The following is a 12,724-nucleotide window of genomic DNA, read 5'->3' on the forward strand; positions in this document are numbered from 1 at the left end:
CCGCAGGTGGCTTTTCTTGCCAGCGGGGGGTCAGCCCCGGTAGGCTTTGCCGGTGAGGGCGACGGGGTCCAGGCGGAGCACCGCGGTTTTGTCAATCTGCTTTGCAATCATCTGGAAGCCGATCTCCTCATAGCCGGGGTGCTTCTGGGTGACAAAGGCCTCCAATGCAGCCTGCTTCTCCGCCCGGTCCTCCACGAAGACGGCCTGCCCGGTGAGAATGACGCTCTCATACGCGGCGGTGATTTTTTCGGGGATGATCCGGGTGCTGACAATGGCGGAAAAACAGCACTTGGGATTGCGCTCCAGGCACTGGATTTTATAGCCGTAGGGAGCGGAGTGAAGATAGACCTTGTCATGGACAACGATGTAGTTGACGGGGGTGGCGTAGGGGTATCCGTCGTCGCCCTGGACAGACAGGATTCCGTGGTCCCCTCTTTTCAGGAGCTCCAGGGTCTCATCCTCTGGGAGCTGGCGGCTGGCCTTGTGCATTTTGTGTTCCATGCTTGCGTCCTCCTTGCTGATTTGATAAGATGATCATAGCAAAGACAGCCGGATTTCCCTGTTGCGGCTGCATCGTTTGGACATTATTTTTTACGCCTGAGGGGGAGGTGAGGAAAGATGACTGTGGAGGAGCTCCGTGGGTGCCCTCTCTTCCGCGACATTGCGCCTGAGGATTTGCAGGCCATGCTGGGGTGCCTCAGCGCCCGGGAGGCCGCGCCCCGCCGGGGGGACTTCATCCTGCGGACCCCTGACGCGCATCCCCTGCTGGGTGTGGTCTTGGAGGGGGAGGTGGAGATGATCAGCGAGGATTCTTTCGGAAAGAAGTCCCTTCTGTCCGTGCTCCCGGTGGGGAGCATCTTTGGGGAGAGCTACACCTGTGCCAAGGCCAGGAATCGGACCATCGCCTACCAGGCCAGAACCCACAGCCGGGTGCTCCTGCTGGACTATGGGCGGATTCTCCACGCCTGCAAGCTGGTCTGCCGGTTTCACCACCGGATGATTGAAAACATGGTGGAGCTCATTGCGGAGAAGAACTTGACCCTGGTGGAAAAGCTGGAGGTGGTTTCCCGCACCACCATTCGGGAGAAGCTGCTGACCTACCTGGCCCGGCAGGCGGAGGCTGCCGGGGCGCGGACCTTTACCATTCCCATGGGACGCACCGCCTTGGCCGAGTATCTCTGCACAGACCGCTCCGCCATGACCCGGGAGCTGGCCCGGATGAGGGACGAGGGACTGATTGACTACACCAAACGGACGTTTACCCTCAGGCAATAGCGCAGCCGGCTGGCACGGAACACAAACCGCCCCGGCCTGCTTTGGGGCAGGCCGGGGCGGTAAATGGGTGTATGGGGCTGGGCTGCTTAAAAGTGGAAGTATCCCTGACCATGCCCGCCGGTGCAGTGCCGCACCAGCAGGGCGGTGGCGGCGATCAGAGCGCCCAGGAGCATCATCAAAAGGGCGGTTTCCCCGCCCTGGCTTGTGGGGCCGGTGGCCAGAAAATAAAGTGCGGAGGCGATGATCTGCCAGCGGATCACGCATTCCCGGGCATCCGCCTGAGACCGGTCCCAGGTGAGCATCACCAGCCCGACCGGCAGCGCGAAGAGGATCACCGTCAAAATCCAGAAGTACAACATGATTTGGCCTCCTTTCCAGGGTCAAAAGAAGGATACACTGCATCACGTCCGTCCAGCGGTTCCCCTGCGGGGGGCGTCTGGAGACGATGGAATCCGGACGCACGCTTTCTGTCTCTATTATATCGGAAAGAAGCGGAAATGTCCACTTAAATTTGTGCGAATTGGAATATTTTTGCCTGGAATTTCACGGCGCTTTGTGGATGAGGCCCAGAAAGCAGAGCGGAGGGTCCGCCTTTACAAATTCCTTTGGCCGTGGTAGGATAAAAGACAGATTCGCGCAAGAGAAAGGAAGATGTCCATGAAGCACGGGTTGGTCATGGAAGGGGGCGCTATGCGGGGGCTCTTCACCGCCGGCGTCATTGATGTGATGATGGAGGAGGGCATTGGCTTCGACGGGGCCATTGGGGTGTCCGCCGGGGCTGTGTTCGGCAGCAACTATAAGTCCAACCAGCCGGGGCGGGTCATCCGCTATAACCTGCGGTTTTGTCAGGACCCCAGGTACAGCAGTTTCCGCTCCCTGGCCAAGACGGGGGATCTGTTTGGGGCGGATTTCTGCTACCGGGAGATCCCCGATCACCTGGACCCCTTTGATCGGGAAGCCTACGAGAGCTCTCCTATGGATTTTTACGTGGTGGCAACAGATGTCCACACGGGAAAACCGGTTTACCACAACTGTCGGAAGGGGGACCGGGAGGACCTGGACTGGTTCCGGGCATCGGCCTCCATGCCCTTGGCGGCCCGGATTGTAGAGGTGGGGGGATACCAGCTGCTGGATGGAGGGATTTCCGACTCCATTCCCCTCAAGTATTTGGAATCCGTGGGCTATGACCGGAATGTGGTCATTTTGACCCAGCCCATGGGCTATGAGAAAAAGAAAAACAAGGCCCTTCCCCTGATGAAAGCGGCCTATTCACAGTATCCCGACCTGCTCAAGACCATGGCCCGCCGCCAGGATGTCTACAACGAGACCACGGCGTATATTCGGGAGAAAGAGCGCCGGGGGGAGGTCTTTGTGATCCGGCCGGAGGCGGCGCTGAAGATTAAGCGGGTGGAGCATGACCGGGCCAAAATCCAAGCGGTCTATGACCAGGGGCGGGCGGTGGCCCGCAAGCGCCTGCCTGCCCTGCGGGAATTTTTGCAGAAGGAGGGGAAAGCAACATGACGGAATCTGCACGGGAGGCCTGTTTGCAGGGCCTTGCCACAGAGTGGCGGACCATGACCTATACCTGGCGGGACTGCGCGCTGTATGCCCTGGCGGTGGGGGCTGGGGGAGCAGAGCCCCAGTATACCTATGAAAGGGACATGCAGGCCATCCCCACCTTTGGGGCAACGCCCTATTGGGGGACCGTGAATGTCACCCCCAAACTGCCCCGGCCCCGGTCCATCCCGGTGCTGGTGGAGGAGATTTTGAAACCAGAGCAGTCCTATGTCAACCTGGCGTATGAATTTTTGTATCACCGCCCCATCCCCCCGGTGAAGGGGAGCTTCGTATACCGGGATGTCCTCACGGACTTGTTTGACCGGGGGGAGGGCCGGGGCATGGCGGTCCGGTCCCAGGTGGAGGTGTTTGATGAGGGGGGAACCCTTCTGTGCACCAACCGGTGTACCACCTTGTTCCCTACCCTGGGGGGATATGGGGGCCGGCCGATGCCCCGGGGGGACAGCCCCATTCCGGACCGCCCGGCGGACCTGGTGGAGCGGGACCACATTGGAGCGGCGCAGAATCTGCTCTATCGCCTGACAGGGGATACCAACCTGGTCCATGTGGACCGGGCGGTGGCGGTCAGCCGCGGCCTGGACGGGCCCTTTGTCCATGATCTGTGTGCCTATGGATATGCCTGCCGCCTGGCCATTGCCGGGCTCTTCCCCGGGCAGCCGGAGCGGCTGCGCCGGATGTACGCGGCTATGAAGACGGTGCTCTATCCAGACACCCCGGTGGAGCTCCACCTGTGGAAGCTTGCCCCCGGCAGGGCGGCCTTCCGGCTGTGCCATGGAACCACCGGGAAGGCAATCCTGGACCGGGGAGAGCTGGAGTGGGACGAAGTAGTTTGAGGCAACAAAGAAAGGGATCTCCCATGGGAGATCCCTTTCTTTGTTGGAGGGGGTCAGGCATGTTCGTGGACCTTTCCGGGGTAGAGAATGAACTTCCGACCCAGGAAATTCCAAAAGAACACCAAAATACTGCTGATGAGCTTGGAGACCATAAAATAGAGCTGAAGCCGGCTGGTAAACAGATACATCAGCACCATGGTGAGCACCAAACCGCCGCCGGAGATGGCGGCGAAGACAAAGACTTCCGCGGTGGGGCCCACAGTGGGGTCCACAGACTTGAAGGCAAAGAACTTCGTGAGCAGAAAATTGCAGGAGATTCCCACCAGGAAGGAGACGGCGGACGCCGGAAGATAATACAGCCCTGCCAGCTCCAGCAGAAACAGGAGGAGAAAATCCACCAAAAAAGAGGAGGCACCGGTAATCACGTAGCGAAACAGCTGGATGATGGTGTTTTCCGTGGGCTCGGCCAAGAGCGGACGGAACCTTCCCCGCCGCAGCAGCTGCCAGAAAGCCAAGGCGTCCTGGATGGTATGATCTTGGAGCATGCGTTTTTTCATGGGTTTCATGGGAGGTCGGCGGTGTGGGCGGCTTCCTTGCGGCTCTGTTCCAGGGCCAATGCCCGGGGCGGGACATCTTCCAGGTGGAACAGGCCCATATCGTAAAAAATCTCCAGGCGGATTTCTCCCCAGGCCGGGCTGGGGTAGTTTCCCCGCATCCAAGTGTTTTTCTGGTGCACATCCCGGTTGAGAAAGTTTTCCACCAGGTCCAAGGAGGACAGATGGCCGTATTCGTGGTTGACAAATTGGCGCAGGCACTGCTGGAGAAAGGGGAGGACAGCGGGGTCCTCCCGGGTCAGCTGGGCAACCTTGTCGTCCAGATAGAGGTCGGGAAAGGGGAAGGCGCTGGCCTTGGCATAACCGTGCTCCCGGGTCCAGTCCCGGCTGTCGGGATCGGTCCGGCAGATTCCGGCAGGGCGAAAGAGTTCCATCGAGATACCTCCCTGGAGAAGATTGATTGCGGAAGCAAGTATACTCTCTTTTTTTCCAAAAGTAAAGAGAAGATAAAGAGAATGGAAAAAAAAGGAAAAGTTCCATGGGGACTCCATGGAACTTTTTTCCCAATCAGACGCCGACGCGCTCTTTTCGCGAGAGGCAGCCCGCCAGAACCAGCAGGATCGCAGAGCCCGCCAGAATGGCCAGGGGGACCCAGGCCGCAGTCTCCTCCTGGAAGGTGACCTGTGTGGCCTCTGCGGGAGCGGCGGCCTCTGCTTTCGGGACCTCCGCCAGGGTTTCCACGGCGCCGCCGCCCAGCAGGCCCATGGCCTGGGGTCCCCAGGAGAACAGCGTGTCATCGGAGAGCAGGCAGACGGTCTGGTAGGTTCCTGTGCCGACTGCGGCGGCCTGGGTCACCGCCGGGACTTGGGCGGGCAGAGAGACGGTGGGGGCCGTCTGGTCCAGACCCAGCTGCTGGGTGTCGTTCCGCCCCCAAGTCCAGAGGGAGCCGTCAGCCAGGATCACGGCGGTGTGGCTGGTGCCCGCGCTGACCGCAGTGACGGGGCCGGTGGTGGAGAGGGAAAGGGGCAGGGTCTGCAGCTGGGCGCCGGTCTGGTCGGTGGTGTTTCCCTGGCCGCCGTTGCCCAGCTGGCCGTCGATGTTGCTCCCCCACAGCCAGAGGGTACCGTCCGCCCGGAGGGCGGCGGCGTGGTAGCCGCCCATGCTGACAGCAGTCACCTGGTCCAATACTTTTGCCGGTGTGGACCGGCTCGCCCGGGTGCCGTCCCCCAGCTGACCGAAGAGGTTGTCTCCCCAGGTCCACAGGGTCTGATCGCCCAGCAGAGCGGCGGTGGACCCGGCCCCGGCGCTGACGGCGGCCGCCTGGTCCAAAACCTTTGCCGGGGCAGACCGGCTTTCCAAGGTGCCGTCTCCCAGCTGACCATAGAGGTTATCCCCCCAGGTCCACAGGGAACCGTCTGCACGGAGGGCGGCCACATGGTAGTCGCCGGCACTGACTGCGGTGACCTGGTCCAGAACACAGATGGGGAGGTCAGAGGGGGTGGTACTGCCGTTGCCCAACTGGCCGTAGTCGTTGCCGCCCCAGGCCCACAGGGTGCCGTCGGTTTTCAGAGCCACGGTGAAGTCCGCGCCGGCGCTCACCGAGGCCACGTCTTCCATGACCTGGAGCGGCCTGCTGGACAGAGGAATGACGGTTCCCTCCAAATCGGTTCCGGTCTCTTGGGTTTCGGCCCCCAGCTGCCCGGACTGGTTGCTGCCCCAAGTCCACAGGACCCCCTCCTGGTCCACAAACGCGGTGTGGGACAGGCCGGCGCTCAGACGAACGGGGGTATCTGGGGCGCCCATGTCATAGGCGCTGGCGGGGGAGGAGAGAAGAACTGGGAGTAAGAGGGCTGCGGCGATGGAAGCAAGAGTACGGAGTCTCATCCAATCGCCTCCTTTCCATAAAAACTGTGTACCATCAAAAAATGAATATTTTAATCAATATACAGGGAAAAAACCAGTTTGGCAAGGTTTTTTTGTCAAATCCCGTGTGCAATGACTGGAAACGGGCCAGGTGTCAGCCTGCCTTATCCATGGGGGGTGGGGAAGCTTCCAACGGTGTGGTGGAAGAACCATCCCCCGATGAGGGCGGGGAGCAGGGGAGAGATGGCCTGCCCGATCCACAGACCGGGATAGCCCAAGGCGAGGGGGAAGGCCAGACACCAACAGACAGGCAGGCGCAGCAGGAAGCTGTCCAAAAGGGCGTTGACCAAGGCCACCTTGGCATGGCCTAAACCAATGGCAAAGGAGTCAAGGAGGTACATGGCAGTGTAGAACAGGCTGTTGACGCCGCAGCAGATCTGAAAGTAGAGAACCCCGGCGGAGAGGACCTCCGGGCTGTCTGATCCAAACAGCTGGAGAATGGGAAGAGAAAAACGGTGTACCAGCAGCAGGAGAATCAGGGTGCTGGCCAGACCGCACCAAAGGCCCGTGCGGGTGATTTTCCGCACACGGTCCATGGCGCCCGCCCCAGTGTTCTGCCCCACCATGGCGGTTACCGCCTGGCCCAGGGACCAGCACGGCATGGCGACCAAGGTATTTACCTTCAGCCCGATGCCGGCCGCGGCGGCGACAGACACGCCGAATGTGTTGCACATGCCCGCTAAGATGCAGTAGGAGAGGTTTACCACCATCATTTGAAGGGCCGTGGGCAGGCCAATTTTGACAATGGCGGCCAGGGGCTGGCGGCGGAGCGTGAAGCGGGGGCGGCGGGAAACCGCCCCATCCTGCCCTCTGCCCAGGGAGAGGGACAGCAGAAGGGAGGCTCCCTGAGAGGCCACTGTGGCGTAGGCCGCGCCCACGGTTCCCAGGGCCAGGATGCCCACCAGGAGAAGGTCCAGCAGGAGGTTGATGGCGGCGGCCGCCGCGATGCAGAGAAGGGGGACTTTGGCGTCCCCTGTTCCCTTGCGGAAGGCAGAGTGGGCCAGGTAACCGAAGGAGAGAGGCGTGCCCAGGCAGAGCACACGCAGGTAGGCGCTGGCATCTGTCATGGCCTCGGAGGGGACCGACAGCAGTTGGAGCAGGCAGGGGGCAGTCAGGGCCCCTGCCACAGCCACCAGAAGGGAGACGACCAGGGAAGCGGAGAAAAGGGTCCCCGCGGTTTCCTCCAGGCCGGTGGTGTCCTTGGCGCCGGCCTGCTGGGCGACGCGGACCATGCCCCCTGTGGTCAGGCCCGTGCCCAGGGATGTGATAAGAAAGCATACCGTGGAGGCGCTGCTGATAGCGGCCAATCCGGTCTCTCCGACGATTCTGCCCACCACCAAAAGGTCCACAAGCTGATAAAAGGACTGCAGCACATTGGCCAGCAGCAGGGGGAGGGTGTAGAGAAGCAGCGGTCTGCCGATGGGCCCCGCCGTGAAGTCGTAGCTTTGTTTCATGGAAATCCTGTCCTTTCAAATACAAAAACGCGGAGAGCGTCACGCTCTCCGCGTTTCAACCAGAAACGGCTGACCCAAGGAAAAACGGCGCAGAGCATCGTCCGGCGCCGTGGTAAAAGAAGACAGCAGAAAAACATCCCCTCCCAAGCAGACAGCTTAGATGGGACCAGTTTTCACTGTGGAATTGTGAACTGGGTCAGGCTCCGTACAATGTGTTTCATTCCCTTGTCCGGAGCCCAGGTCCAGGCCGAGCTTGTTTCCCCCCATGGGGCTCACAACCTTTCTGTGCGACAGCACGTTTATCATACCGTTCTTCCCATGGCCTGTCAAGAGGCGGCACTGTCCTGTGGCGACAAGAAAACCTCCCTTGCCTGGGGCAAGGGAGGTTCAGAAAAGCAGAGCGTTGGGGGATTTAGATTGCCTCCGCAATCCGGCGGCCCATTTCCGCGGTGCCCACCAGGGTGCCCTCCCCGGCAAAGAGGTCGGGGGTCCGGTAACCTTGGTCCAAGACGGACTTGACAGCGTTTTCTATGGCGTCGGCCTCTTGGCCCAGACCGAAGGTATAGCGGAGCATCATGGCGGCAGAGAGAATGGTGGCCATGGGATTGGCCTTGTCCTGGCCGGCGATGTCGGGGGCAGACCCGTGGACGGGCTCATACATGCCGAAATTGCCCTGGGCCAGGGAGGCCGAGGGGAGCATGCCAATGGAGCCGGTGATCTGGCTGGCTTCATCAGAGAGGATGTCCCCGAAGATGTTGCTGGTGACGATGACGTCAAACTGGCGGGGATTGCGGACCAGCTGCATGGCGGCGTTGTCCACATAGAGATGGTCCAGGGTGACCTCTGGGTAGTCCTTGGCCACCTCGGTCACCACCCGCCGCCACAGGCGGGAGGACTCCAGCACATTGGCCTTGTCCACACTGGTCACGTGCTTGCTGCGCTTCATGGCCATGTCAAAGGCCACCTTGGCAATCCGGCGGACCTCCTCCTCGGCATACTGCTCGATGTCGTAGGCGGCGGGGCCCAGGTCTGTGTCCTTCACGCCCTTTTCCCCGAAGTAGATGCCGCCGGTGAGCTCCCGAACCACCACGATGTCCAGGCCGCCGGCCAGAATTTCCGGCTTCAGGGGGGAGGCGTCCGCCAACTGTTCAAAGAGCAGGGCGGGGCGGAGGTTGGCAAACAGGCCCAGGGCCTTGCGCAGACCCAGCAGAGCCCGCTCCGGCCGCTGGTCCCCGGGGAGGGTGTCCCACTTCCAACCGCCCACAGCCCCCAGCAGGACCGCGTCGGAGGCTTTGCACACATCGATGGTTTCCTGGGGCAGGCAGCCGCCGGTGGCGTCGATGGCACAGCCTCCCGCCAGGACCTTGTGGTACTGGAAGGTGTGGCCAAATTTTTCCCCTACCTTGTCCAGCACCAGCAGGGTCTGCTCCACCACGTCGGGGCCGATGCCGTCCCCGGGAATGACCGCGAGTTTATAGTTCATGGCTCTCAGCCCTCCTGTCTCTTCTTGATATCGGCCATGAGGCCGCCGGCCTGAATGATCTCTTTGATGAAGTCGGGGAAGGGGTTGGCCTGATAGGTTTCCCCCTTGGTGGCGTTGGTGATAAGGCCGGTGTCAAAGTCAATGGACACCTCGTCCCCCGCCTCGATCTTTTCGCTGGCCTCCGGGCACTCCAGGATGGCCAGGCCGATGTTGATGGCGTTGCGGTAGAAGATACGGGCGAAGGTCTTGGCGATGACGCAGGAGATGCCGGACTCCTTGATGACCATGGGGGCGTGCTCCCGGGAAGAGCCGCAGCCGAAATTGAAGCCCCCCACCATCACGTCCCCGGCCTTCACCGCGTGGACAAAGTTTTTGTCGATGTCCTCCATGCAGTGGGTGGCCAGCTCTTTTTTGTCGGCAATGTTCAGATAACGGGCGGGGATAATCACGTCGGTGTCCACGTTATCCCCGTATTTGTGTACAAATCCCTTTGCATTCAGCATGAAATGATTCCTCCCTGGTCTTAGTTCCGCGGGTCCGCGATGAAGCCGGCCACGGCGGAGGCGGCGGCAACGGCGGGGCTTGCCAGATAAATTTCCGAGGTGATGCCGCCCATGCGGCCCACAAAGTTCCGGTTGGTGGTGGCGACGCACTTTTCTCCGTTGGCCATGACTCCCATGTGGCCGCCCAGGCAGGGGCCGCAGGTGGGGGTGGAGACAGCGCAGCCAGCCGAGATGAAGGTGGACAGATAGCCCAGGTCAATGCACTGCTGGAAAATGTGCTGGGTGGCAGGCATGACGATGCAGCGGACATGGTCGGCCACCTTCTTGCCCTCCAGGAGCTTGGCCGCCACGGCCATGTCCTCCAGCCGGCCGTTGGTGCAGGAGCCGATGACCACCTGGTCGATTTTGATCTGTCCCACCTGGGAGATGGGGTGGGCGTTTTCCGGCAGATGGGGGAAGGCCACGGTGGGCTCAATCTGGCTCAGGTCAATCTCCACGGTCCGCACGTATTCGGCGTCGGGATCGGCCTCATAGGCGGTGTAGGGACGGTTGACCCGACCGTCCAGGTAGGCCCGGGTGATGGCGTCCACGGGGAAGATGCCGTTTTTGGCGCCGGCCTCAATGGACATGTTGGCGATGCACAGCCGGTCATCCATGGACAGGGCGGCCACACCGTCCCCGCAGTATTCCAGACTCTGGTACAGGGCGCCGTCCACGCCGATCAGGCCGATCAGGTGGAGGATGACATCCTTACCGCTGACCCAGGGCTGGAGCTTGCCGGTCAGGTGGACCCGGATGGCCTCAGGGACCTTGAACCAGGTCTCCCCCGTGGCCATGCCGGCGGCCATGTCGGTGGAGCCCACCCCGGTGGAAAAGGCCCCCAGGGCCCCATAGGTGCAGGTGTGGGAGTCCGCGCCGATGATACATTCCCCGGCGGCCACCAGGCCCTTTTCCGGCAGAAGGGCGTGCTCCACGCCCATCTGGCCTACATCATAGAAGTTGTCCAGATCAAACTGCCGGGCGAAGGTGCGGCACTGGAGGCACTGCTCGGCGGCCTTGATGTCCTTGTTGGGGGTGAAATGGTCCATGACCATGGAGATTTTGCTCTTGTCAAACACCCCGGTAAAGCCCTCCTTCTCAAATTCCCGGATGGCCACGGGGGAGGTGATGTCGTTGCCCAGGACCATGTCCAGCTTGGCCCGGATCAGCTGACCGGCCTTGACCTCCGGCAGGCCGGCGTGGGCAGCGAGGATTTTTTGTGTCATTGTCATTCCCATGGGAAAAGCCTCCTCTTTCTTGTGGGTGTGTCAAACTGAAACCGGAGCGGTCTCAGTCGGTTTCATGGGTGGGGATGAATTGCTTCACCTTGTTTTCCCGGTTCACGGCGGTGATGAGGGCGTAGACCGAGGCCATGGTGATGTCGCTGTCGACACCCACCCCCCAGTAGTGGTTGCCCTCCTCATCGGCGATGACCACGTAGGCCGAGGCCAGGGAGTCGGAGTCGGTCTCCAGGGCGTGCTCCTCATAGTCCACAAACTGGTACTGGATGTTGGGGTTGGCGATCTTCAGCACATTGCTCACCGCGTCCAAGGGGCCGTTGCCCCGGGCGCTGAGGTAGTACAGCTCGTTGTGGATGGCCAGGGTGGCATCGGCGACGGTGGAGCCCTTCTCCCGAATCCAGGAGATGTCCTGGAGGGCGATGGGCACGTCCTTGTTTTGGTACTCATGCTGGAAGGCCACCAGAATCTCGTGGGGGGTGAGCTCCTTGTGGGCGTGGTCGGAGATGCCCTTGATGAAGTAGCCCACCTCGGCGGCCATCTCCTTGGGCAGGTCGTAGCCGAAGTTGTGCTCCAGGATATAGGAGATGCCCCCTTTGCCTGACTGGCTGTTGATGCGGATGACATCGGTCTCGTATTCCCGGTTGACGTCGTGGGGGTCCAGGGGGAGATAGGGGACGGTCCAGAAGGGCTCCTGACGCTCCTGGCGGAACTTCATGCCCTTGGAGATGGCGTCCTGGTGGGAGCCCGAGAAGGCCGCGAAGACCAAGTGACCGGAGTAGGGCTGGCGGTAGCCCACGGACATACCGGTGAGCTCCTCATAGAATTTCACCGTCTTGGGCATGTCCGAGAAGTCCAGCTTCGGGTCCACCCCGTGGGTGAACAGGTTCATGGCCATGGTGACGATGTCCACGTTGCCGGTGCGCTCCCCATTGCCGAAGAGGGTGCCCTCGATGCGCTGTCCCCCTGCCAGCAGGGCCAGCTCCCCGGCGGCCACGGCGGTGCCCCGGTCGTTGTGGGGGTGGATGGAGACAATGACGTTCTCCCGGCTGTGGAGATGCTTGCTCATGTACTCAATCTGCTGGGCATAGACGTGGGGCATGGACATCTCCACGGTGGAGGGGAGGTTGATGATGACCTTCCGTTCCGGCCGGGGCTGCCAGACGTCGATGACCGCGTTGCAGATCCGCAGGGCAAACTCCACCTCCGTGCCAGTGAAGCTCTCCGGGGAGTATTCAAAGCGGAAGTTGGTCTCGGGCATTTTGTCGGCGTACTCGTTGAACAGCTTGGCCCCGGAGACAGCGATGTCCACGATCTCGTCCTCCGCCATCCGGAAGACCTGCTGCCGCTGGGCAAAGGAGGTGGAGTTGTAGAGATGGACCACCACGTTCTTGGCGCCTTTGATGGCCTCAAAGGTTTTTTGAATGATGTGGGGGCGGGACTGGGTGAGCACCTGGATGTACACATCGTCGGGGATCAGATGGTCCTCGATGATGGTCCGCAGAAATTCATACTCGGTCTCGGAGGCGGCGGGGAAGCCTACCTCAATCTCTTTGAACCCCACGTCCAGCAGGAAGCGGTAAAAGGCCAGCTTTTCCTCCAGATTCATGGGGGTGATCAGGGCCTGGTTGCCGTCCCGCAGGTCCACGCTGCACCAGGCGGGGGCCTCAGTGAGCCGGTCCTTCTTGACCCAGTCCATACAGGGTTCCGGGGGCATGTAATACCCAGGGCGGTACTTTTCAAAGTTTTTCATGGGAAACACGATCCTTTCCGAGATAGGCGGAGAGGATAAAAAAAGCTCCGCCTCTTTTTCGATCAAAGAGACGAAGACAAAGATTCTCCGC

13 protein-coding genes are annotated in these 12,724 nt (G+C 61.2%); 3 read left to right on the top strand and 10 right to left on the bottom strand.

Annotated elements, in window-relative coordinates; all coding sequences use genetic code 11:
• Nucleotides 1–30: 30 nt before the first annotated feature.
• A complete protein-coding gene (locus DV520_RS05080) occupies nt 31–501 on the bottom strand; it encodes a pyridoxamine 5'-phosphate oxidase family protein (RefSeq protein WP_117142002.1) in 471 nt (156 codons plus the stop codon).
• 117 nt (nt 502–618) lie between these two features.
• Here DV520_RS05080 and DV520_RS05085 point away from each other — a divergent pair, with 117 nt between their 5' ends.
• A complete protein-coding gene (locus DV520_RS05085) occupies nt 619–1,275 on the top strand; it encodes a Crp/Fnr family transcriptional regulator (RefSeq protein ID WP_021918767.1) in 657 nt (218 codons plus the stop codon).
• Nucleotides 1,276–1,361: 86 nt separating this feature from the next.
• Here the strand turns inward: DV520_RS05085 and DV520_RS05090 are convergent, their stop codons facing one another.
• Nucleotides 1,362–1,634, bottom strand: a complete 273-nt coding sequence (locus DV520_RS05090) for a hypothetical protein (protein WP_021918766.1) — start codon at nt 1,632–1,634, stop codon at nt 1,362–1,364.
• A gap of 298 nt (nt 1,635–1,932) precedes the next feature.
• On the opposite strand from DV520_RS05090, the gene DV520_RS05095 reads away from it, so the two are divergent.
• Both DV520_RS05095 and DV520_RS05100 read left to right on the top strand, forming a co-directional pair.
• The gene (locus tag DV520_RS05095) at nt 1,933–2,796 is read left to right on the top strand and encodes a patatin-like phospholipase family protein (protein ID WP_117142003.1); all 864 of its coding nucleotides are present in this window, start codon (nt 1,933–1,935) and stop codon (nt 2,794–2,796) included.
• Nucleotides 2,793–3,686 carry a MaoC/PaaZ C-terminal domain-containing protein gene (locus DV520_RS05100; protein ID WP_117142004.1) on the top strand — a complete coding sequence of 298 codons (894 nt, stop codon included), beginning with the start codon at nt 2,793–2,795 and terminating at the stop codon, nt 3,684–3,686. Before DV520_RS05095 ends, DV520_RS05100 begins: the two co-directional genes overlap by 4 nt.
• Before the next feature lie 53 nt (nt 3,687–3,739).
• Here DV520_RS05100 and DV520_RS12285 read toward each other — a convergent pair whose 3' ends face one another.
• The 8 genes from DV520_RS12285 to DV520_RS05135 form a co-directional block, all read right to left on the bottom strand.
• Complete coding sequence (locus tag DV520_RS12285) at nt 3,740–4,231, bottom strand: GtrA family protein (RefSeq protein WP_165850044.1); 492 nt, start codon at nt 4,229–4,231, stop codon at nt 3,740–3,742.
• Between the two features lie 17 nt (nt 4,232–4,248).
• A complete protein-coding gene (locus tag DV520_RS12290; protein ID WP_165850045.1) occupies nt 4,249–4,674 on the bottom strand; it encodes a hypothetical protein in 426 nt (141 codons plus the stop codon).
• Nucleotides 4,675–4,807: 133 nt separating this feature from the next.
• The gene (locus DV520_RS05110) at nt 4,808–6,124 is read right to left on the bottom strand and encodes an RCC1 domain-containing protein (RefSeq protein WP_117142006.1); all 1,317 of its coding nucleotides are present in this window, start codon (nt 6,122–6,124) and stop codon (nt 4,808–4,810) included.
• A gap of 143 nt (nt 6,125–6,267) precedes the next feature.
• A complete protein-coding gene (locus tag DV520_RS05115) occupies nt 6,268–7,617 on the bottom strand; it encodes an MATE family efflux transporter (protein ID WP_117142007.1) in 1,350 nt (449 codons plus the stop codon).
• Between the two features lie 412 nt (nt 7,618–8,029).
• Nucleotides 8,030–9,100: a 3-isopropylmalate dehydrogenase gene (gene leuB / locus DV520_RS05120; RefSeq protein ID WP_021918759.1), complete on the bottom strand. Its 1,071-nt coding sequence runs from the start codon at nt 9,098–9,100 to the stop codon at nt 8,030–8,032.
• A 5-nt stretch (nt 9,101–9,105) separates the two neighbouring features.
• On the bottom strand, nt 9,106–9,600 hold the full coding sequence (leuD, locus tag DV520_RS05125) for a 3-isopropylmalate dehydratase small subunit (protein ID WP_117142065.1): 495 nt from the start codon (nt 9,598–9,600) through the stop codon (nt 9,106–9,108).
• A 23-nt stretch (nt 9,601–9,623) separates the two neighbouring features.
• Nucleotides 9,624–10,880, bottom strand: a complete 1,257-nt coding sequence (gene leuC, locus DV520_RS05130; protein ID WP_021918757.1) for a 3-isopropylmalate dehydratase large subunit — start codon at nt 10,878–10,880, stop codon at nt 9,624–9,626.
• A gap of 52 nt (nt 10,881–10,932) precedes the next feature.
• Entirely contained in the window at nt 10,933–12,633 is a 1,701-nt protein-coding gene (locus DV520_RS05135; RefSeq protein ID WP_021918756.1) for a 2-isopropylmalate synthase, read from the bottom strand.
• Nucleotides 12,634–12,724 lie beyond the last annotated feature (91 nt).

It is taken from the genome of Evtepia gabavorous, from assembly GCF_003425665.1.
Lineage (GTDB): Bacteria > Bacillota > Clostridia > Oscillospirales > Oscillospiraceae > Evtepia > Evtepia gabavorous.